The sequence below is a fragment of the Duganella sp. Root1480D1 genome (genome assembly GCF_001427305.1).
In the GTDB taxonomy this organism is placed as follows: Bacteria; Pseudomonadota; Gammaproteobacteria; order Burkholderiales; family Burkholderiaceae_D; genus Rugamonas.
The window spans coordinates 24,063-45,595 of sequence record NZ_LMFZ01000014.1 but is presented as its reverse complement, the minus strand read 5'-3'; the positions used below and the strand labels follow the sequence as shown (position 1 = coordinate 45,595).

Sequence of the window (21,533 nt, the reverse complement as noted above, 5' to 3'; positions counted from 1 at the left end):
TGTCGGCTGCCTGACCTTCAGCGTTTGAGCTAGAGCGCCCGGCCGGGCGCCGACATTTCCAGACTATCCCTGCTTGCCACGCCGCGCGTGGCTGGCTGTGTTCACCTATGGAAAACGCTCATCATCATGATCGACTTCGACTACGAAGCATTACGCAGCATCGGACTTAACAACACCATCATTTCGCGCCTGGCCGCAGCACCTGCGGGCCGGCTGTACCGCATCACCGAATACCAGCGCGAGCGCATCACCCTGCACGACGGCGCGGCAGAAATTCACGCGCGTGCCCTGCCCCGCCTGCTCGCCGAAACGGCGCTTTGCGTAGGCGACTGGGTCATTGCCGAGGCCAATTCTTTAAATGAGGTGTGGATAAATCATCGCTTATCCCCAATGAATCAATTTACCCGCGCCGACGCACCACCCATCGCGAGCAATATCGATACCGCCTTGCTGGTCATGGGACTGGATGGCGATTTCAACCTGCGCCGGATAGAACGCTACCTGGCGCTTGCCTGTGCGGCCGAAGTCACACCCCTGATCGTCCTCAGCAAACCGGACCTCTGCACCGACATCGATAGCCGTCTGCTCGCGTTGACGGAACGCCTGCCGCCGCGCACGGAGTTCTTGCTGGTAAATGGCACCGATCCGGAATCCGTCGCACAACTGGAACCCTGGCTGGGTGCCGGGCAAACCATCTGCCTGCTGGGCTCTTCCGGCGCCGGCAAGTCGACCTTGACCAATGCGCTTGCCGGTTCGGACCAGGAAACCGGCGGCGTGCGGCGCACCGATCATCGTGGCCGCCACACGACAACCGCCCGGTCGATGCATTTGTGTCCGTCCGGAGCGTGCATCATCGATACGCCGGGCCTGCGCAGCCTGAGCCCCGAATCGCTGTCGTCGGCTTTCGACGATATCGAATCCCTGGCGGCGGGCTGCCAGTTCCGGGATTGCCGGCACGAAGCCGAACCCGGTTGCGCGGTAGTCGGCCATGTGGACCCCGACCGCTTGCGCAATTTCCACAAGCTGCAACGCGAAGTACGGCGCAACCAGCAAACCGCGCTGGAACGGATCGCTGAACGGCAGAAGTGGAAGTCCCTGATGAAGTCGGTCGCTGCGCGCAACCGGCTGAAGTGGAGCTAGGTTTCCTGTACGGTGGCCTCGATGTTGTTGCCGTCGAGGTCAATAATGAAGGCGCTGTAGAAATTTGCATCGCTGACGCGTGGACCTGGCGGGCCGTTGTCTTCGGCACCCAGCTCCATCGCGGCGTGGTAGAAAGCATTCACCGCGTCCCGATTCGGCGCAGCAAATGCCAAATGGATGGGACTGCGTGATGGCTCGTGACCGCTTTCCCAAAAGCTGGGGATCTCGGCGCCCACCCACAAGAAAGGATGGCCGGTACCTGCGGCATAAATGGCCCAGTCGAGGTCGGTCACTGAGCGGCGGATTCCAAGCGGCGCCAGACAGGCATCGTAGAGCGCAGCACTGCGCATGAAATCGGAAACGACGATACCAAGATGGTGGATCATGAGTACCTCCCAGCGCTACTTTTAGTTCAAGACTAACACTGCGTCTGGGCAGGCGGCGCACCACTCAGCTAGCCGGTCAGGTAAACTGTCGGGACTAAAAACAAGAGGTTCCAACCATGCGCAAAGCCGCGCCATTTGCCCTGCTGCTTGCCCTTGCCGGCTGCGGCGATACTTATACGCCTGCGCCGCTGTACCAGGCGACTTCGCCGGATTGCGGCACGCCTGTCGACGCCGATACTTTTGAGTTCCCGCGCGGGATTACGGTGGCCGCCACAACGGTCTTGCCGCAAGCTGTCGAAGGCGGAATGGAAATCGGGGTCAACTACATGCTGCCCCGCACGACGCAGGTCCATTTTGCCACCGCTCACTTCCAGGTCAGCGAACCGAAGGGTCGGCTGCTCGAGAATGCGACGGTGTTGAGCGTCTACCAGCGTCCGACCAACGGCAAGCCCGAGATGGTCGAAATCGTCAATGGCGTGCCGCTGGTGCTGTTTGCCGTCGGCACCAGCGACGATACCCAGTTCCGCTACCGCCTGATCATCAAGGGCAAAATGCCGAAGCGCTTCGACCTGACGCCGCCCGATGTCATCATCGGCGAGAAGCGCTACGTCTCCCGCACCTTCACTTACCGCTGGTTCGAGGACAAGCAAGCCTACGGCATGTGCCACTGATCAAGTGCAGGGGATCGCCGCGCCATGGATGGCACGGGCAGCCTGGCTGCAAAGATAGAGGATGACGTCGGCGAGCGCTTCAGGCGAGACCCATTTGCTGCGGTTAGCGTTCGGCATTGCAGCGCGGTTGTCAGGGGTGTCGATGGTACCGGGCAGCACGCAATTGACGTTAACACCTTGCTCGCGCAATTCGGCGGACATCGCTTCGGTCAGGCGAATCACTACATCCTTGCTGGCGCAATAGGCACCCATATTCGCCAAGCCTTGCCGCGCGGAGCCCGAGGCAATGTTCACGATCTTGCCGCCCTGCCCGTCCAGCATGCCGGGCACCACTGCGGCGACGGTATTGCGCAGGCTGCGCACATTCAGTTCGAACAGTTCATCCCATTGCGCATCGGTGGTTGCATGCACCGGCGTGCCCATTGCGAAGCCGCCAGCGATATTGCATAGCGCATCGATGCGCCCGAAACGCGCAGCCGCTGCCTGCACGGCTGCGGCGATCGATGCGGCATCACGCAGGTCGGCAACGGCCAGCATGCGACGCTCGCTGGCCGGCCCGCATGCGGCCTCCAGCCGGCCGATATCGCGGCCAAGCAGCACGGTGTTTGCTCCGGCCGCATCAAAAGCCCGGGCCACTGCGCTGCCTAGCGCGCCCGCTGCCCCGGTAATGAAGATCGTGGTCATTGCATGCCTTCCTTCGACAGTTTCCGGACTGTGCTTTCGATCAAGGTACGCGTCTCTTTGCATCCCATCTTTGCAAGCGAAGCGAGATCGCGCGTTTTGGCCGCCTCGCGTGCGACCAGGTAACCCAGATAGTAACCGCGCCGCGCAGGCAACGCGGAGTTGCCTGTCTTCGTACTGAACAGTTCCAGGTACAAGGCCGTGTCGGACTTATCCAGTACCTGGCCAAGCTGGATCCAGGATGCAGCCAAATTGGCCTCGGTGGCGGCGCGCATCCCTTGAGGGAAATCCAGCATCAATTCGCTATCGCTGGCACCAGGGTTCATTGCGTGCGACACATAAGTCGCCAACCCTTCTTCCCACAGGCTCTCCCATACTTCACCCTTGTCGCAAGCAAAGTGCTGGTGATGATAGACGTGGAACAGCTCATGGTGGAAAAGCGGTGCCAGGTCATCATTGGCGTGCAGGATGGCCATCATGTCCGCACCGAAAATGAGATCCACCCGGCTGTTGAACTCGCGCGTGCCGCCGTCCATTTCACCCAGCGAATGCACCAGCCAGGTTGGCGTGTTCAGGCGAAATTCAGGAAAGGTCTTGCTGAAGGTCGCCAGATTGCGCGGCAATTCATTATCGAAGGCACGCACCTTATCCAGGTAAGGGGTACGGATCGCTTCGAAGCGCTCGATGAACTTGGCGATATGCCGGTCATAGACTTCTTCGCTCACCTTTAGGCGTTTGGCGGAATAGAAGTCCGGATATTTCGCGGCTACGTTCTTGCGGAACGCAGCGACCCGCTCGGCCATCGGCAATTCACGTGTGGCATCCCAGGTGCTAGCGAAGTCGCCGGCAATATTGCTGACCGGGGCCGCTGCATGGACAGCAGCAGAACAGGAAATCAGGACTGCGAGCAGGAGTCGGCGCATGACGGAATATTGCAAAAACGAAAATACTAGCACAGCCCCGCGCAAAAAGAAAAAAGGCAGCCGAAGCTGCCTTTCCATGCGACGGGAAGAAGGGATCAGCCCTTGATCTTGCGCAGTTTTGCGATTGCCGCCAGCTGGCCGATAGCCGCTGCCAGTTCCGCTTGTGCTTTCGCGTAGTCGATGCCGGTCTGCTTGTTGGCCAGGCTTTCTTCCGCCAGTTTCTTGGCAGCTTCAGCTTTGGCTTCATCCAGGTCGTGACCACGGATCGCGGTGTCAGCCAGGACCGTCACAGCGTTAGGCTGCACTTCCAGCAGGCCGCCGGCGACGAAGACGAACTCTTCTTCAGCCTGGCCAGGAATCTGGATGCGCACCGCGCCTGGACGGATACGGGTGATCAGCGGGGTGTGCTTAGGGTAGATACCCAGCTCGCCCTGCTCGCCCGGCAACGCCACGAAAGTCGCTTCGCCCGAGAAGATCTGCTCTTCGGCCGAAACCACATCAACGTGAATAGTGTTTGCCATGTTTATCCTCTGTAGCTATAGCGGCCCCGGTGACGAGGCCGCTACGACAATCGAATTAGCCCAGTTTCTTGGCTTTTTCGATGGCTTCTTCGATGGTACCAACCATGTAGAAGGCCTGTTCTGGCAGGTGGTCCAGTTCGCCGGAAGCGATCATCTTGAAGCCCTTGATCGTGTCTTTCAGCGAAACGTACTTACCTGGGGAACCGGTAAACACTTCAGCAACGTGGAACGGCTGGGACAGGAAACGCTGCATCTTACGAGCGCGTGCAACGACCAGCTTGTCTTCCGGAGCCAGTTCGTCCATACCCAGAATCGCGATAATGTCGCGCAGTTCCTTGTAGCGCTGCAGGGTGCCCTGTACGGCGCGTGCGGTAGCGTAGTGCTCTTCGCCCACGACCAGCGGGTCCAGCTGGCGGGAGGTCGAATCCAGTGGGTCAACTGCAGGGTAGATACCCAGGGCAGCGATGTCACGGGACAGAACGACGGTGGAATCCAAGTGACCGAAGGTGGTCGCTGGCGACGGGTCGGTCAAGTCATCCGCTGGAACGTACACGGCCTGGATCGAGGTGATCGAACCGGTCTTGGTGGAGGTAATACGCTCCTGCAGACGGCCCATCTCTTCAGCCAGGGTAGGCTGGTAACCCACTGCGGAAGGCATACGGCCCAGCAGTGCGGAAACTTCGGTACCGGCCAGGGTGAAGCGGTAGATGTTGTCCACGAAGAACAGAACGTCACGGCCTTCGTCACGGAACGATTCAGCGATGGTCAGGCCGGTCAGCGCAACGCGCAGACGGTTACCAGGCGGTTCGTTCATCTGACCGTAAACCATGGCCACTTTGGAGTTGGCTGGGTTTTCCAGGTCAACCACTTTGGCGTCAGCCATTTCGTGGTAGAAGTCGTTACCTTCACGGGTACGCTCACCAACACCGGCGAACACGGACAGACCCGAGTGCGCCTTAGCGATGTTGTTGATCAGTTCCATCATGTTCACGGTCTTGCCCACACCTGCACCGCCGAACAGACCAACCTTACCACCCTTAGCGAATGGGCAGACCAGGTCAATCACCTTGATGCCGGTTTCCAGCAGGTCTTGGGATGGGGACAGTTCGTCGTAAGCAGGAGCCACGCGGTGGATCGAAGCAGTCTGCTCGTGGGAGACAGGACCACATTCGTCGATCGGGTTGCCCAGCACGTCCATAATACGGCCCAGGGTAGCTTTACCCACTGGAACCATGATTGGTTTGCCGGTGTTCTGGATGGTCATGCCGCGACGCAGACCGTCGGAGGAGCCCAGAGCAATGGTACGGACAATGCCGTCACCCAACTGCTGTTGCACTTCCAGGGTCAGCTCGGAGCCTTCCATTTTCAGCGCGTCAAAAACCTTAGGCATCGCGTTGCGTGGGAACTCAACGTCCACCACTGCGCCGATACACTGAACGATTTTGCCATCAGCCATGTTCGTTCCTTCAAATATAGTTAAATTCGTTTAAACCGCTGCCGCACCGGCGACGATTTCAGACAGTTCTTTGGTAATTGCAGCCTGGCGGGTCTTGTTGTAGACCAGCTTCAGCTCACCGATCACGTTGCCGGCGTTGTCCGATGCGGACTTCATCGCCACCATACGCGCCGATTGCTCGGACGCCAGGTTTTCTGCAACGGCCTGGTACACCAGCGCTTCAATGTAGCGCTCGAGCAGTTCGTCGATCACGGAAGCAGCGTCCGGCTCGTAGATGTAATCCCAGTTGTGGGACTTGTCATCGGCCTTCATCTTGTCCGCGGTCAGCGGCAACAGCTGCTCGACCAACGGTTCTTGCTTCATCGTGTTGATGAACTTGGTGTAGCACAGGTAAACGGCGTCCAGTTTGCCTTCCTGGAATTTCTCCAGCATCACTTGTACTGGGCCGATCAGCTTTTCCAGGTGCGGCGTATCGCCGATCTGGGTAGCTTGTGCGACCACTGGTACACCGACGCGGTTCAGGAAGCCCAAACCTTTGTTACCAATTGCGACTGCTTCAATCTTGTTGCCTGCTGCTTCCAGCTCGCGGGTCTTGTTGGTCACCATACGCAGAACGTTGGTGTTCATACCACCGCACAGACCCTTGTCGGTCGTGACGATGATAAAGCCCACAGCCTTGGCTTCCGACCCGGCTTCAGCCAGGAACGGGTGCGTGTACTCGGGGTTGGCATTCGCCAAGTTTGCAGCGATATTACGAATCTTGTCACTGTAGGGACGGGCGGCGCGCATACGGTCCTGCGCCTTGCGCATTTTCGATGCGGCGACCATTTCCATCGCCTTGGTGATCTTCTTCGTATTCTCTACGCTCTTGATCTTGCCACGTATCTCTTTGCCTGCTGCCATGATCCTTCTCCTTTGCGGGGTGGCCCGTTGCCGGGCCACCAGGTATTAGTTTGCGAAGGATTTCTTGAAATCAGCAATGGCGGCCGACAGCGCAGCTTCGCCGTCTTTGTCCAGTTGCTTGGTTTCTTCGATCTTGGCCAGCAGTGCGGAGTGCTTGGTCTTCAGGAACGAGTGCAGTTCGGATTCGAAAGCCAGCACGCGCTTGACAGCGACGTCGTCCAGGAAGCCCTTGTTCACTGCGAACAGGGAAGCGCCCATCAGGGAGATCGACAGCGGCGAGTACTGAGCCTGCTTCAGCAGTTCGGTCACGCGGGCACCGCGGTCCAGCTGCTTACGGGTCGATTCGTCCAGGTCGGAAGCGAACTGCGCGAACGCAGCCAGTTCACGGTACTGTGCCAGGTCGGTACGGATACCGCCGGACAGGTTCTTGATGACTTTGGTCTGAGCAGCACCACCAACGCGCGACACCGAGATACCTGCGTTAATCGCAGGACGGATGCCGGAGTTGAACAGCGAGGTTTCCAGGAAGATCTGGCCGTCGGTAATCGAAATCACGTTGGTTGGAACGAACGCGGAAACGTCGCCAGCCTGGGTTTCGATGATTGGCAGTGCGGTCAGGGAACCGGTCTTGCCTTTGACAGCGCCCTTGGTGAAGGCTTCGACGTAGTCGGCGTTCACGCGAGCTGCGCGTTCCAGCAGACGGCTGTGCAGGTAGAACACGTCGCCTGGGTACGCTTCGCGGCCTGGTGGGCGGCGCAGCAGCAGGGAGATCTGACGGTAAGCAACTGCTTGCTTGGACAGGTCATCGTACACGATCAGGGCGTCTTCACCGCGGTCGCGGAAGTATTCGCCCATGGTGCAACCGGAGTAAGCCGAGATGTACTGCATTGCTGCGGATTCCGAAGCGGAAGCGGCGACAACAATGGTGTACTCCATCGCGCCGTGCTGTTCCAGGGAACGCACGATGTTCTTGATGGTCGATGCTTTCTGGCCAATAGCAACGTAGATACAGGTAACGCCCTGGCCTTTTTGGTTGATGATGGCATCAACTGCAACGGCGGACTTGCCGGTCTGGCGGTCGCCAATGATCAGCTCACGCTGGCCACGGCCGATTGGTACCATCGCGTCGATCGACTTCAGGCCGGTCTGCATAGGCTGGCCGACGGACTCACGGGCGATAACGCCTGGAGCGATCTTTTCGATTGGGGAGGTCAGGCTGGTGTTAACCGGACCTTTGCCGTCGATCGGCTGGCCCAGGGCGTTAACCACGCGGCCGCACAGTTCAGGACCGATTGGAACTTCCAGAATACGGCCGGTGCACTTGACGGTGTCGCCTTCGGAGATGTGCTCGTAGGCGCCCAGAATAACGGCACCAACGGAGTCACGCTCCAGGTTCATTGCCAGGCCAAAGGTGTTGCCTGGGAATTCCAGCATCTCACCTTGCATCACGTCCGACAGGCCGTGGATGCGGCAGATACCGTCTGCTACGGAAATTACGGTGCCTTGATTGCGCACTTCAGCGCCGCCGTCAATGCCTTGGATCCGGCTCTTGATCAGCTCGCTGATTTCGGATGGGTTGAGTTGCATACTAACTCCTAAATGTTTTCTCTCTAGCTGTCGCGAAAGGCGGCCTGATTAGGCGACCAGCGCGGAACGCAGCTGCTGCAGCTTGGCGTTGACCGAAGTGTCCAGCACTTCGTCGCCAACCACGACGCGCACACCACCGATCAGCGAAGGATCGACGGACACGACGGGTTTGAGCTTGCGGCTGAATTTCTTTTCCAGCGTCTTGATCAGCTCGGCCACTTGGGCTTCGCTCATGTCGAATGCGCTCGTGATTTCGGCGTCTGCCGCACCTTCGGCTGCGTTCTTCAGCAGCGCGAACTGGGCGCCGATTTCCGGCAGCAATGCGATACGACCGTTTTCGATCAGCATCGAGAGGAAGTTGTTCGCTTCCGCGTTGAGCGGCGATTTCAGCAAGGCCTTGATGGCTGCGATGACATCGCTATCCAGAACTTTTGGATTGCGGGCATATGCCAGCACCTCTTCATGCGAACCGATCTGGGCCATCTCGGACACCAGATCGGACCACTGCGCGAGGTTGCCAGCCTGGGCTACGCGGAAGAGGGCTTCCGCGTAAGGACGGGCGACGGTTGCGAGCTCTGCCATAATCAGAGCTCGGTAGCCAGGCGAGACAGCAGGTCAGCGTGAGCCGACGCGTTGACTTCGCGCTTCAGGATTTGCTCGGCGCCCTTCACAGCCAGGTCAGCCACTTGGCCACGCAGAGCTTCACGGGCCTGGGTTACTTGCTGCTCAGCTTCAGCTTTAGCTTGTGCCACGATGCGGGCAGCTTCGGCTTGTGCGTTTGCTTTGATTTCTTCTGCGACCAGTTGAGCACGCTTTTCAGCGTCCGCAACGAGCGACGAGGCATCGTTACGGGCAGCGGTCATGGCTTCTGCAGCAGCTTTTTCAGCTTTCTGCATCGAAGCCTGACCTTGGTCGGCGGCAGCCAGACCATCTGCAATTCGCTTGGCACGCTCATCCAGCGCATTATTCAGCGCTGGGAATACGAACTTCATCGAGAACCAGACGAGCACCGCGAAGGTGATCATCTGACCGATGAGAGACATATTGATGTTCATACCTTGCTCCTAAAAGTTTTCTCCAGGTTCAGGAGAAAGATTACTGAGCAGCAGCGGACAGAACGGCGGTCAGGAATGGGTTGTTGAAGGTGAACAGCAGAGCAACACCAACGCCGATCATGGAGATCGCGTCCAGCAGACCAGCGATAACGAACAGTTTGGTTTGCAGTTGTGGCATCAGTTCTGGTTGACGTGCCGAAGCTTCCAGGAACTTGCCGCCCAGGATAGCGAAGCCGAGTGCGGTACCGATGGCGCCCAGGCCAACGATGATTGCTACGGCCAGAACGGTCATGCTTTGTACTTGTGCGATCAGAGCTTGCATTAGATTTCTCCTAATTTAAAAAAAACGAAAATACCAAAAAACTAAAACCAAATACTACGAATAAGTTGCTGATTAGTGCTTCTCAACCGCGAGGGCCAGGTACACAACCGTCAACGCCATAAACACAAACGCTTGCAGGGTAACAATCAGAATGTGGAAGATTGCCCATGGACCGCCCAGCAGCCACTGTGCCCACCATGGCAGCAGCGCGATCAGAATGAAGATCAGTTCGCCGGCGTACATATTGCCGAACAGTCGCAGCGACAGGGAAATCGGCTTGGCGAACAGTTCCAGCATCTGGAAGATGAAGTTGATCGGTGCCAGGATGATGGTGGCAACGGTGCCGTGTGCGTGGAACGGTGCGGTGAACAGTTCTTTGGTCCAGCCGCCAGCGCCTTTTGCCTTGATCGAGAAGCCGATAATGCACAGCAGGACGCCGATCGACATGCCGAAGGTGTGGTTCACGTCGGCGGTAGGAACTACGCGCAGCTTGTGCACGCCGAACCAGCTCAGCACTTTAGGCAGCAGGTCGACAGGCAGGAAGTCCATTGCGTTCATCAGCCAAACCCATACGAAGATGGTGATGGCCAGTGGAGCGATGACAGCGGATTTGGCGTGGAATGCGGAGTTGACGGTCTCGTTGACCATCTCCATGACCCATTCAACGAAGTTCTGCAGCTTGCCTGGCACGCCGGCAGTGGCGCGGCGGGAGGCCATGTAGAACATGCCCAGGAATACGAAGCCCAGGATCAGGGAGATCCAGAAGGTGTCCAGGTTGATGGAGCCAGGAGTAACAACTTCACCAGCGCTGTTCAGGTGTGACAGGTGGTGCTGGATATATTCAGTGGCGTTAGCCGGGCCGGCGTGACCGCCCGTAGCGTGTTCAGTAGTCATAGGTCCGAATTTTTAATGATTAAATCTTGAGCAGCGACAGCCAATAAGCCAGGGTTGCCACTACGAATCCTAGGATCAGCCACAACCAGGCAGCTGACTTAAACAGCACCAGTGCGCAAATAAACAGCACTGCCGTTACAAATACCTTCAGCATTTCGGCGCGGAAATGCGCTCGAAATGCTTTCTTTGCATCATCGGAGCCGCGCGCCACCATCAGCGCGTAGACCAGGCTACCGATCACTGCCATACCGCCGCCCATGGCTGCGGACCAGCCTTTTTCCACCCCGGCGAAAAGCGCCACGGTGGCAGAAAACAGGACGGCGATTGTTAATTGCAGGGCAACTACGCGGAAAACTGGCCAGGCGATACTTCTCGAAGGATCACTCACTTGCCACCATTCCTTTAGACCCAAAGACACGGGATTATAGTTTGTTTACATCACCAAGGTCAAACGTGGTGCATCGCTAAAAGTCGCTCTAACAACAACTTATTCTGCTGAAAAGGTAGGCATTTGGCGATTACTTCCGGGGTAATCAAAACCGGCAAACCGGCGTCACGCGGCCGTCGCTGACCCGGTGTCTGACCCTGCGGGTCAGACACCGCCTTACCGGTTTTAGCCGCGCAGGCGGGCGATAACCCCATCCAGGATATCGAGATCCGCGAAATCGATGATCATCTGGCCACGTCCCTTGGCCCCCATCTTGAACACGACGGAAGTTGCCAAGGTATCCGACAGCTCTTCTTCCAGCCGCTTGATATCCCCCGACTTTTCCTTGGCCCGAGCTGTCGGCTTCGCCTTCGCCTCTTCCATATGGTTGTGGACAAGTTTCTCCGTCTCACGCACCGACAGTCGTTTCGCTACAACAACATTCGCCAAGGCAATTTGTGATGCTGCATCGACAGCCAACAGCGCGCGCGCGTGACCCATATCGATATCGCCGGCCATCAGCATGGTCTGCACCGGTTCCGCCAGGTTCAGCAAACGCAGCAAATTGGAAACTGCCGAGCGCGAACGACCAACTGCTTGGGCTGCCTGCTCATGGGTAAACGAAAAATCGGTAATCAGCCGATGAATACCCTGCGCTTCTTCAAGCGGGTTCAGATCTTCGCGCTGGATGTTCTCGATCAGGGCCATTGCGGCCGCAGTCGTGTCATCCACATCCTTCACCAGGACCGGCACAGTTTCCAAACCGGCAAGTTGTGCCGCACGGAATCGCCGCTCACCGGCGATGATTTCATATTTGACATGACCGGTCGACTTGTCGATGCCAACCGGACGGACCAGCAGCGGCTGGATGATGCCCTGGGTCTTGATCGACGAGGCGAGCTCAGCCAAGCCACCCTCGTCCATCTGGGTCCGTGGCTGGTATTTGCCGGCTTGCAGGAATTGCACTGCCATCTCCGACGGCGTCGGGTGCGAAGTTGGATTGGACGGATCTTCGTCGCCGCCGAGCAGCGCGTCGAGACCGCGGCCGAGGCCTTTCATTTTTTTGGTAGCCATTGTGGATAAGTCCGCTTACATTTTCTTGATACGTTTGACCATCTCGGCGCCGAAGGCGATGTACGCCTGGGCGCCCTTCGACGTCGGGTCGAAAGTCACGCCCGGCATGCCGTAGGACGGTGCCTCGGCCAGACGAACATTGCGCGGGATGATGGTCTTGAATACTTTGTCGCCGAAGTGCTGCTCGAGCTGGGCCGAGACTTGCTGCGACAGCGTCATGCGCGGATCGAACATCACGCGCAGCAGGCCGATGATCTTCAGGTCCGGGTTCAGGTTGGCGTGCACCTTCTTGATGGTGTTGACCAGGTCGGACAAACCTTCCAGCGCGTAGTACTCGCACTGCATGGGAATGATCACGCCATGCGCCGCGCACAAACCGTTCAGTGTCAACATCGACAGCGCAGGAGGGCAATCGATCAGCATGAAGTCATAGTCTTTGGCTGCCAGACCCAGCGCATCGCGCAAGCGGCGCTCGCGGTTTTCGAGCTGAACCATCTCGACTTCAGCACCGGCCAGTTCGCGGTTGGCAGGCAGCACGTCAAAGCCGCCTGCTTCCGAACGCACGCGCGCTGTGGCCACGTCGGAAGTGCCGAGCAAGACTTCATAAGTAGAAGCTTGGAGGGTCGCCTTGTTGATCCCGGCGCCCATTGTCGCGTTACCCTGGGGGTCGAGGTCAACAAGCAACACTCGTTGATTTAGTTTGGCCAGGCCGGCGGCCAGGTTAACAGTCGTGGTAGTCTTACCTACGCCGCCTTTTTGATTTGCTACACAGAAAATTTTGGCCATCGAGTTTTCTTATATGGTCTAAATCGTTTATTCGGTATAAACCGTTTATACTATTTATTTCGTATAAACGATTAAAATTATTTATACTGTTTAGCCAGTTAAGCCCTGCCGATGAAAACCAGGTGACGCTGTGCGTCCAGTCCTGGTACTTGCAAAGGCTGTAGCTCGTTCACTTTCCATGGGTCTGGCAGTCGCTCGCGCTCCTCTGCCGGCGCCGTGCCTTTCAGGGCGATGAATCGCCCGCCCTCTGCCAGCAGGTGCCCGGACCAGTTCACAAAATCGCTGAGGTCCGCAAAAGCCCGCGAGGTGATGACGTCGTAAGGCGTCTTGACCTGCAGTTCCTGCACCTTCTTCGTGTACACCGTTACGTTGCCCAGCTCCAGCTCTGCTTTCACCTGGTTCAGGAAAGCAGTCTTCTTGTGCACGATATCGATCATTGACACCTTCATGTCCGGCCTGGCGATTGCCAGGACCACGCCCGGCAATCCACCCCCTGCCCCAACATCCAGCACATTCTGCGCATCCTTGAAGGCCGGCACTGCTGCCAGCGAATCCAGGACATGCAGGGTCATCATTTCCATCGGGTCGCGCACGGCCGTCAGGTTGTACACCTTGTTCCACTTGTTCAGCAGGGCCAGGTAGTCCAGCAGCTTTTCCTGCTGCGCCTCGCCCAGGCCCAGGTCCAGCTTGTCGACACCGTTCTTCAGTACGTGCGCCAATGCGGCGCGATCAAACAACGCCATTAGGCCGCCTCATCTTTCAGCGTAACGAAACCGCCGTAGCCGGCTTTCTTCAGGTGCACCAGCAGCAGCGAAATCGCCGCTGGCGTCACGCCCGAAATACGCGAAGCCTGGCCCAGGGTTTCCGGACGGTGCTTCTGCAGTTTCTGGCGCACTTCCATCGACAACGCCGTGATCTCGGCGTAGTTGAAGCCTTCCGGCAGCTTCAGGTTTTCGTAATGCTCGTGACGCTCGACTTCGCGCAACTGGCGATCGATATAGCCCGAATACTTCAGGGTGATTTCTATCTGCTCCATGACTGCCTCATCGGTGACGCCCGGGCCAGCCAGCGGCTGGCCGTCGTTGCCCGTCATGGTCATCAACTTTTCGTAACCAACGCCCGGACGACGCAGCAGGTCGGCCAGCGAATATTCGCGTTCGATGGCCTGGCCAATCACACGCTCAGATTCGGCTGCCGCCAGGATGCGCGGGTTGACCCAGACCGATTTCAGGCGTTCCAGCTCCTGCGCCACGGCTTCGCGTTTGCGGTCGAACGCTTCCCACTGCGCGTCGCCGACCACACCGAGCTTACGCCCGATTTCTGTCAGGCGCATGTCAGCGTTGTCTTCACGCAGGCTCAGGCGGTATTCCGCGCGGCTGGTGAACATGCGGTATGGTTCCTGCACACCTTGGGTGACCAGGTCGTCGACCAGTACGCCGAGATAGGCTTCGGAACGCGCTGGCGTCCAGGCCTCCTCACCCTTGGTCTGCAGCGCGGCGTTGATACCCGCCAGCATGCCCTGGGCTGCCGCTTCTTCGTAACCGGTGGTGCCGTTGATCTGGCCGGCGAAGAACAGACCGTTGATGGCCTTGGTTTCCAGCGAAGCTTTCAGGCCGCGCGGGTCGAAATAGTCGTACTCGATGGCGTAGCCCGGACGCAGGATGTGCGCATTTTCCAGGCCCTTCATCGAGCGCACGAGTTCGATCTGTACGTCAAATGGCAGGCTGGTCGAGATGCCGTTCGGGTAGAACTCGTGGGTGGTCAGGCCTTCCGGTTCCAGGAAGATCTGGTGCGATTCCTTGGCCGAGAAGCGGTGAATCTTGTCTTCGATCGACGGGCAATAGCGCGGGCCGACACCCTCGATCACGCCGGTGTACATCGGGCTGCGATCCAGACCGCCACGAATGATGTCGTGGGTCTTCTGGTTGGTGTGGGTAATCCAGCACGGCAATTGCTGCGGGTGCATGGAGGCATTGCCCATCACCGAAAACACCGGCACCGGGTCCAGGTCGCCCGGCTGCTCGGTCATTTGCGAGAAGTCGATGCTGCGGCCGTCGATGCGCGGCGGGGTGCCGGTCTTCAGGCGGCCCTGCGGCAGCTTCAATTCTTTCAGGCGCGCGGACAGCGAAATGGCTGGCGGATCGCCGGCGCGGCCGGCCGAAAAATTCTGCAGGCCGACGTGGATCTTACCGTCCAGGAAAGTGCCGGCGGTCAGCACCACGGCACGGCCGAGGAACTTCAAGCCAATCTGGGTGACGGCGCCGACCACGCGGTCGCCCTCCACCATCAGGTCGTCCACTGCCTGCTGGAACAGCCAAAGGTTCGGCTGGTTTTCAAGGCGATGACGGATGGCGGCCTTGTACAAGATGCGGTCGGCCTGGGCGCGGGTCGCACGCACGGCAGGTCCTTTGGACGAATTCAGGATACGGAACTGGATGCCCGACTCATCGGTAGCGATGGCCATGGCACCGCCCATTGCGTCGACCTCTTTCACGAGGTGGCCTTTGCCAATGCCGCCAATGGATGGGTTGCACGACATCTGTCCCAGCGTCTCAATGTTGTGGGTCAACAGGAGAGTCTTCTGGCCCATGCGGGCAGAAGCGAGGGCCGCTTCGGTACCGGCGTGACCACCGCCGACAACGATAACGTCGAATTCAGTAGGAAATAACATGGTAAAAATGGGGGAAAGCTGGGGATCGAACTGAATTATAAAGTTTTTTCGACCGTGCGAATTTTTTGGGCAGGATTTTTTTGCACGCAATGTTTCACGTGAAACAAAAAGGGCGCCGTTTGGCGCCCTCTTCAACATTGTTCCACGTGAAACACTATCACTTCAACCATGCGTCATAGCCGGTTTTGATGATTAACAGCACCACCACAACCAGGAACAGCCGCCGCACGAACTCACTTCCATGCTTCAGCGCCAGCCGAGTTCCGAGCACGGAGCCGACCACCTGGCATACGGCCATCATCAGCCCCAGCTGCCAGATGATATGTCCGGTGAATCCGAACAACAGGATCGCCGCGACATTACACGCAACGTTCACTACCTTGGCCGCCGCCGAAGCACCCAGGAAGTCAAAGCCAAAGCTTCGAACAAAAAGGAAAACCAGGAAACTGCCGGTGCCTGGACCGAAGAACCCGTCGTAGAACCCAATACCCGCACCGACTAACACCGCCAACACCCTTTCCTTGGTGCCGGTGTGCAGCGGAGCGTGGACACTGCCCAAGTCTTTGCGATAGAAGGTATAGGCCGCGACTGCCAGCAACACGAATGGCAGCAAGCCGCGCAGGAAATCGGGCGGGATCCTGGTAACGGTATAGGCGCCGAGGAAGGCAAACAGGAACGCGGCGATCGCCGCCGGGGCGACGGTCGACCAGGCAATCCGCGTGCGGCGCGCGTAGTTCACTGCAGCCGCACTGGTGCCAAACACGCTGGCCACCTTATTGGTGCCCAACAAGGTCGCTGGCGGCGTGCCGCTCATTGCCGAGAACAGTGCTGGAATCTGGATCAGTCCACCGCCGCCCACTACCGCATCTACAAAACCGGCCGCTAATGCTGCCCCCGCCAACAAACCATATTCGACCATCTCACCGCCCCAGCCCTATTCGCAAACGACATATTGTAAGTCGGAACTGAGCAAGACGCTGGAGGCTGGTGTAAGCTTTCCCGATGAATCCGATGACCTCTTTCAGCTTCTCGACCGTTCCTACCATCCTCTCCGCTCCCGGCGCTACAAAAGAACTGGGGCGGGAATTGCGCACCCGATTCCCGGATGCCCGGCGGGTGCTGCTGGTCACCGACCGGGGTTTCCTGCGAACTGGTTTGGCCGACGCACCACTCGCCAGCTTGCGCGCGGCAATGTTTCACGTGGAACAATTTGCCGACGTGCTAGCTGATCCGCCAGAACACGTCATCGAAGAGGCACTCGCTGTCGCCAGGCGGCATGAGACCGAACTCGTCATTGGCCTCGGCGGTGGAAGCTCAATGGACGTCGCCAAGCTGGTCGCCGTGCTTACCGCCAGCCCCCAATCGCTGGCAGAAATCTACGGCGTCGGCAACGTCCGTGGCGAGCGCCTGCCCCTTGTCCAGATCCCCACCACCGCCGGCACCGGCTCCGAAGTCACCAACATCTCGATCGTGACGACCGGTGCCACAAGCAAGATGGGTATCGTGGCATCCCAGCTATTCGCCGACCTGGCCATCCTCGACGCCGAACTCACCATCGGACTGCCGCCCGCAGTGACCGCCGCGACCGGCATCGACGCCATGGTTCACGCCATCGAGGCATACACCAGCAAGCACAAGAAGAACCCACTATCGGACGGACTCGCGCGCCAGGCCTTAGGCCTGCTATCCCGTCACCTTATCCGCGCCTGCGAAAACGGACACGACCTGGCCGCTCGCCAAGCCATGCTCCTCGGCGCGATGCTGGCCGGCCAAGCTTTCACCAATGCACCAGTCGGCGCCGTGCACGCGCTGGCCTATCCCATTGGCGGCACTTTCCATGTCCCGCACGGGCTGTCCAACTCCTTGGTACTGCCCCACGTCCTGCGCTTCAACGCCGAGGCATGTGCCGAGCAGTATGCCGAATTGGCGACCATTGTCGTCCCTCACGCTGAAGGTAACGCGCATATCCGGGCTGAAGCACTCGCTGTTGCAATGCAACAATTCGCCACCATCACCGGCCTGCCGCGTACCCTTCGCCAGGTCGGCATCGTCGAATCGGACCTCGACCTGCTCGCAGACGACGCGATGAAGCAAACCCGCCTGCTCGGCAACAACCCGCGCCCGCTTACTCGCGAAGACGCTTACGCACTGTACAAACTCGCGCTCTGATTCATCCCGCCGGCAAAGCTATAATCCGCGCTTCCCTAACCAAGCGAAAACGCTCATATGGTGTTGCGCCCTATCGTCTCCATTTTCCTCGCCTTCCTTACGGCCGCTCCGGCCCAGGCCGGAGATGGAATCGATGGCCGCTACGGGCGCACAGAAATTCGTTATCTTGCGGGCAAGCCAGCCGTCTTCCACCAAGGGCGCAATGTACTCACCGTAAACGAGGCAGACGAAGCGGCGATCTTTCATGTGGTTCCGGCGGCCTCTCAAGATTATGTGGTCATCAAATCCTGGAAACCGGGACTCAGTTGCCACAACAGCTACCGCCTCATCAGTATCCAGCCGAACGGAACGGTCCAGGCATCGCCCGAACTGGGCAACTGCACCGATCTCGCAGGAGTCAGCCTTGCCGGCTCAAACCCAATCATTCATTTGCGTCAGGCGGCAGGGGCTAAAGTCGAACAGCTGATCTGGAAAGACGGCAGGGTCATTGAATTGCCGCCAGTGTCCGAAGCGTGCTTCACAAAGCACGAGCAAGGCATGGAAAAGGGCGGTCGTATCAAATCGCCGCAAGCCGGCCCCGTCACCGCTGCAGGCGAAAGTCGACTGCAATTCTATTCGGGGCCGGACGAAAGCTGTCCGATCGCAGGCACCTTCGTCGTTCCCGGCGACCACCTGGATGTTTCGAGCGTAAATGGCCGCTATTCCCTTGTGGTCTACCAGCATCCCAGGACCGGGAAAATCGCCGTCGGATGGGTCGATAGCGTGCGCCTCAAGCCAACCCGCTAAGCCTGCTTACGCTTCTTCCCTAGCAGGTACAGGATCTCGCCGACGATTCCTTTGCGGAACAGCAGGACGCAGGCAACGAAGATAAAGCCGATTACCAGGCTGACCGCTTCACCAAGCGTCGAGAACCACTCAATGCCAGTGGCGTTGGCCATCATGCTGCCAAAATCACCAAGCTTGTTCTCCAGAGCGATGATCAGGATCGCGCCGATGATCGGCCCCACCAGCGTCCCCATCCCGCCCACCAGGGTCATCAGGATCACCAGCCCGGACATCGCCCAGTGCACGTCGGTCAGCGTTTCAAAGCCCAACACAATCGACTTGGTAGCGCCCGCAAGAGCAGCCAGCGAGCCGGAAAGTACGAATGCCGCCAGCTTGTACTTGTCCACGTCATAGCCCAGCGAGATCGCCCGCGGTTCGTTCTCCTTGATCGCTTTCAGTACCTGGCCGAACGGCGAATGCACCGTGCGCATGATCAGGGCAAAGCCGGCAATAAAGATCCCCAGCACCACGTAGTACATTGTCAGGTCGCTGCCCAAGTCCAGCACGCCGAGCAGCTTGCCCCGCGGAACACCCTGCAAGCCATCTTCGCCACCGGTGAAATCGGTAAAGCGCAGCGCCGCGAAATACACCATCTGCGCCAGCGCCAGCGTAATCATCGAGAAGTAGATCCCCTGGCGGCGAATCGCCAAACTACCCATCACCAAGCCAATCGCCGCTCCGGCCAGCACCCCAACCAGCAAGCTCAATTCAAAAGGCAGTCCCCAATTCTTCAAGGCGTTGCCGGCGAAATAACCTGCCGCACCGAAGAAAGCCGCGTGGCCAAACGACAGCAAGCCAGTGAAGCCAATCAGCAGGTTGAACGCGCAGGCAAACAGCGCGAAGCAGAGAAGCTTCATCAGCAGCACGGGGTAGCCGACGAACGGCGCGCCCAGCGCCAGCGCGAATGCGATGGAGTAGCCCAGCTTCTTGTTCATTTAACGTTCCTTGCCAAACAGGCCGGCGGGGCGCAGCAATAAGATGATGACCATCACCAAAAACACAACGGTGTTGGCAAACTCGGGATAGAACACTTTTGTCAGCCCTTCGATCACGCCGAGTGCCAGCCCGGTCACGATCGAGCCCAGGATCGAACCCATACCCCCAATCACCACAACGGCGAATACGACGATAATCAGGTTAGACCCCATCAAGGGTGTCACTTGCTGGATTGGAGCCGCCAGGACGCCTGCAAAGCCCGCCAAAGCGACGCCGAAGCCATAGGTCAGGGTCACCATCAACGGCACGTTGATCCCGAAGGCTTCCACCAGCTTCGGATTCTCGGTGCCGGCACGCAGGTAAGCACCCAATTTGGTTTTCTCGATCACGAACCAGGTCGCCAGGCAAACCACCAGGGAAGCCAACACCACCCAGGCGCGATAATTCGGCATGACCATGAAGCCAAGGTCGGTCGCCTCCTGCAAGGCCTCGGGAGTTTCAAACGGCTGCCCAGAGACCCCGTAAAACGAGCGGAAACCACCTTCTACCAGCAGGGTCAGTCCGAACGTCAGCAGCAAGCCGTAAAGATGATCAAGCTTGTACAGGCGGCGCAGCATGGTCCTTTCGATCACCACACCCAGCACGCCAACGATCAACGGCGCCAGTAACAGCATGCTCCAATAGCTCATGCCGAAGTAAGTCATGCCGATCCAGGCGAGGAAGGCGCCCATCATGTACATGGCGCCGTGCGCGAAGTTGATCACGTTCAGCAGCCCGAAAATCACGGCGAGGCCGAGCGACAGCATGGCGTAAAAAGAGCCGTTGACGAGTCCCAGTAAAAGCTGGGACATCATCATCGGGAGCGGGCGGCCGAAAATCTCCATCTAGCTTACTTCCACAGGGCGCACTTGGATTCGGCCTTGGACATATAGGCCTGGTCGCCCGGGATCGTTGCCGCGACCTTGTAGTAATCCCATGGGTACTTGGATTCGGATTGCTTCTTCACCTCCATCAGGTACATATCGTGCACCATGCGGCCGTCCGGGCGGATCACGCCGTTGTTGGTGAACACGTCCTTGATGGTGGTGGACTTCAGCTTCGCCATCACCTTGTCGGCATCGTCGCTGCCCACGGCCTTCACGGCTGCCAGGTATTGCGTAGCAGCGGAATAATCGCCCGCCTGCAGCATCGACGGCTCCTTTTTCATCTTCGCGAAGTAGCGCTTGGACCAGGCACGCGTGGTGTCATTCATGTCCCAATACCAGCCGTCGGTCAGGTACATGCCGGCGGTAGCATTCAGGCCCAGCGAGTGGATGTCGTTGATGAACACCAGCAGGCCCGCCATCTTCATCTTCTTCGCCACACCGAATTCATTGGCCGCCTTGACCGAGTTGATAAAATCGCCGCCTGCATTCGCCAGGCCGAGCACCTGTGCGCCGGAAGAAGAAGCCTGCATCAGGAAGGACGAAAAATCAGTGCCAGGGAAGGGGTGGCGCACATTGCCGATCACCTTGCCGCCGGACTTGTTGACCACCTCGGTCGTGTCCTTCTCCAGCGAATGGCCAAAGGCGTAATCGGCGGTCAGGAAGTACCAGTTCTTGCCGCCCTGCTTGACCATGGTGGCGCCGGTACCGCGCGCCAATGCCACGGTGTCGTAGGCGTAATGCACCGTATAAGGCGTGCACTCTTCGTTGGTCAGGCGCGAGGAGCCGGCGCCAATGACCATGAAGACCTTCTTCTTGTCTGCAGCTACTTTCGCCATCGCTAGGTTGGCGCCGGAATTGGTGCCGCCTACCAGCATGTCCACGCCCTGCTGGTCGAACCATTCGCGCGCTTTGGACGCGGCAATGTCAGCCTTGTTCTGGTGGTCGGCAAAAACGAATTCGATCTTCTTGCCGTTGATCGCGCCGCCGGCATCGGCAATCGCCATCTTGATCGCTTCCGCTCCGCCCTGCCCATCAATGTCTGAGTAGACGCCTGACATATCGGTGATGAAGCCAATCTTGATGGTGTCGCCGGAAATCTGGGCATGTGCGCAGCTGAAGGTGCAAAGGGCTGCAGCAAAGGCAATGGCGTTGCGTTTCATAGTGTCTCCGTTTTCAGTTT

Annotated in this window: 24 protein-coding genes; 4 read left to right on the top strand and 20 right to left on the bottom strand. The window is 58.6% G+C overall.

The window, feature by feature from the left end; translation table 11 throughout:
- Nucleotides 1-126: 126 nt before the first annotated feature.
- Nucleotides 127-1,140, top strand: a complete 1,014-nt coding sequence (rsgA, locus tag ASD58_RS16425; protein ID WP_057262253.1) for a ribosome small subunit-dependent GTPase A — start codon at nt 127-129, stop codon at nt 1,138-1,140.
- Here the strand turns inward: rsgA and ASD58_RS16420 are convergent.
- Nucleotides 1,137-1,526, bottom strand: a complete 390-nt coding sequence (locus ASD58_RS16420; RefSeq protein ID WP_057262252.1) for a VOC family protein — start codon at nt 1,524-1,526, stop codon at nt 1,137-1,139. The genes rsgA and ASD58_RS16420 overlap by 4 nt on opposite strands.
- A gap of 116 nt (nt 1,527-1,642) precedes the next feature.
- Here ASD58_RS16420 and ASD58_RS16415 point away from each other — a divergent pair, with 116 nt between their 5' ends.
- Entirely contained in the window at nt 1,643-2,197 is a 555-nt protein-coding gene (locus tag ASD58_RS16415) for a hypothetical protein (RefSeq protein WP_057262251.1), read from the top strand.
- On the opposite strand, the gene ASD58_RS16410 is transcribed toward ASD58_RS16415, so the two are convergent.
- The 16 genes from ASD58_RS16410 to ASD58_RS16335 form a co-directional block, all read right to left on the bottom strand.
- Nucleotides 2,198-2,881 (bottom strand): SDR family NAD(P)-dependent oxidoreductase, encoded by a 684-nt coding sequence (locus tag ASD58_RS16410; RefSeq protein WP_057262250.1) that lies wholly within the window; start codon nt 2,879-2,881, stop codon nt 2,198-2,200.
- Entirely contained in the window at nt 2,878-3,879 is a 1,002-nt protein-coding gene (locus ASD58_RS16405) for a hypothetical protein (RefSeq protein WP_156401316.1), read from the bottom strand. Before ASD58_RS16405 ends, ASD58_RS16410 begins: the two co-directional genes overlap by 4 nt.
- A 17-nt stretch (nt 3,880-3,896) precedes the next feature.
- Nucleotides 3,897-4,322: a F0F1 ATP synthase subunit epsilon gene (locus tag ASD58_RS16400; protein WP_055939532.1), complete on the bottom strand. Its 426-nt coding sequence runs from the start codon at nt 4,320-4,322 to the stop codon at nt 3,897-3,899.
- A 55-nt stretch (nt 4,323-4,377) separates the two neighbouring features.
- Nucleotides 4,378-5,778, bottom strand: coding sequence for a F0F1 ATP synthase subunit beta (gene atpD / locus ASD58_RS16395; RefSeq protein ID WP_057262248.1), 1,401 nt, complete (start codon nt 5,776-5,778; stop codon nt 4,378-4,380).
- Between the two features lie 30 nt (nt 5,779-5,808).
- A complete protein-coding gene (gene atpG, locus ASD58_RS16390) occupies nt 5,809-6,681 on the bottom strand; it encodes a F0F1 ATP synthase subunit gamma (RefSeq protein WP_028103374.1) in 873 nt (290 codons plus the stop codon).
- 45 nt (nt 6,682-6,726) lie between these two features.
- Nucleotides 6,727-8,268 (bottom strand): F0F1 ATP synthase subunit alpha, encoded by a 1,542-nt coding sequence (gene atpA / locus ASD58_RS16385; protein ID WP_057262247.1) that lies wholly within the window; start codon nt 8,266-8,268, stop codon nt 6,727-6,729.
- 48 nt (nt 8,269-8,316) lie between these two features.
- Nucleotides 8,317-8,850, bottom strand: coding sequence for a F0F1 ATP synthase subunit delta (locus ASD58_RS16380; RefSeq protein WP_057262246.1), 534 nt, complete (start codon nt 8,848-8,850; stop codon nt 8,317-8,319).
- Between the two features lie 2 nt (nt 8,851-8,852).
- A complete protein-coding gene (locus ASD58_RS16375; protein ID WP_057262245.1) occupies nt 8,853-9,323 on the bottom strand; it encodes a F0F1 ATP synthase subunit B in 471 nt (156 codons plus the stop codon).
- Between the two features lie 40 nt (nt 9,324-9,363).
- Entirely contained in the window at nt 9,364-9,645 is a 282-nt protein-coding gene (gene atpE / locus ASD58_RS16370; protein WP_057262244.1) for a F0F1 ATP synthase subunit C, read from the bottom strand.
- Nucleotides 9,646-9,717: 72 nt separating this feature from the next.
- Nucleotides 9,718-10,539, bottom strand: a complete 822-nt coding sequence (atpB, locus tag ASD58_RS16365) for a F0F1 ATP synthase subunit A (protein WP_057262243.1) — start codon at nt 10,537-10,539, stop codon at nt 9,718-9,720.
- Between the two features lie 19 nt (nt 10,540-10,558).
- Entirely contained in the window at nt 10,559-10,927 is a 369-nt protein-coding gene (locus ASD58_RS16360) for an ATP synthase subunit I (protein WP_057262242.1), read from the bottom strand.
- A gap of 225 nt (nt 10,928-11,152) precedes the next feature.
- Entirely contained in the window at nt 11,153-12,040 is an 888-nt protein-coding gene (locus ASD58_RS16355; protein WP_057262241.1) for a ParB/RepB/Spo0J family partition protein, read from the bottom strand.
- Between the two features lie 15 nt (nt 12,041-12,055).
- Entirely contained in the window at nt 12,056-12,826 is a 771-nt protein-coding gene (locus ASD58_RS16350; RefSeq protein ID WP_057262240.1) for a ParA family protein, read from the bottom strand.
- Nucleotides 12,827-12,924: 98 nt separating this feature from the next.
- Nucleotides 12,925-13,569 (bottom strand): 16S rRNA (guanine(527)-N(7))-methyltransferase RsmG, encoded by a 645-nt coding sequence (rsmG, locus tag ASD58_RS16345; RefSeq protein ID WP_057262239.1) that lies wholly within the window; start codon nt 13,567-13,569, stop codon nt 12,925-12,927.
- Nucleotides 13,569-15,497 carry a tRNA uridine-5-carboxymethylaminomethyl(34) synthesis enzyme MnmG gene (gene mnmG / locus ASD58_RS16340; protein ID WP_057262238.1) on the bottom strand — a complete coding sequence of 643 codons (1,929 nt, stop codon included), beginning with the start codon at nt 15,495-15,497 and terminating at the stop codon, nt 13,569-13,571. The genes rsmG and mnmG overlap by 1 nt, the downstream gene beginning before the upstream one ends.
- A 157-nt stretch (nt 15,498-15,654) precedes the next feature.
- Complete coding sequence (locus ASD58_RS16335; protein WP_057262237.1) at nt 15,655-16,416, bottom strand: TSUP family transporter; 762 nt, start codon at nt 16,414-16,416, stop codon at nt 15,655-15,657.
- A gap of 92 nt (nt 16,417-16,508) precedes the next feature.
- On the opposite strand from ASD58_RS16335, the gene ASD58_RS16330 reads away from it, so the two are divergent.
- Nucleotides 16,509-17,666 carry an iron-containing alcohol dehydrogenase gene (locus ASD58_RS16330; RefSeq protein ID WP_057262282.1) on the top strand — a complete coding sequence of 386 codons (1,158 nt, stop codon included), beginning with the start codon at nt 16,509-16,511 and terminating at the stop codon, nt 17,664-17,666.
- Nucleotides 17,667-17,723: 57 nt separating this feature from the next.
- Nucleotides 17,724-18,452 carry a hypothetical protein gene (locus ASD58_RS16320; RefSeq protein WP_156401315.1) on the top strand — a complete coding sequence of 243 codons (729 nt, stop codon included), beginning with the start codon at nt 17,724-17,726 and terminating at the stop codon, nt 18,450-18,452.
- Here the strand turns inward: ASD58_RS16320 and ASD58_RS16315 are convergent.
- Genes ASD58_RS16315 through ASD58_RS16305 form a run of 3 tightly spaced genes read right to left on the bottom strand, consistent with a single transcriptional unit; the run spans nt 18,449 to nt 21,513 of the window.
- On the bottom strand, nt 18,449-19,426 hold the full coding sequence (locus ASD58_RS16315) for a branched-chain amino acid ABC transporter permease (RefSeq protein WP_057262234.1): 978 nt from the start codon (nt 19,424-19,426) through the stop codon (nt 18,449-18,451). The two genes, ASD58_RS16320 and ASD58_RS16315, sit on opposite strands and share 4 nt — an antisense overlap.
- The gene (locus tag ASD58_RS16310) at nt 19,427-20,311 is read right to left on the bottom strand and encodes a branched-chain amino acid ABC transporter permease (protein WP_057262233.1); all 885 of its coding nucleotides are present in this window, start codon (nt 20,309-20,311) and stop codon (nt 19,427-19,429) included.
- Between the two features lie 5 nt (nt 20,312-20,316).
- Entirely contained in the window at nt 20,317-21,513 is a 1,197-nt protein-coding gene (locus tag ASD58_RS16305) for an ABC transporter substrate-binding protein (protein WP_057262232.1), read from the bottom strand.
- Nucleotides 21,514-21,533: the final 20 nt, after the last annotated feature.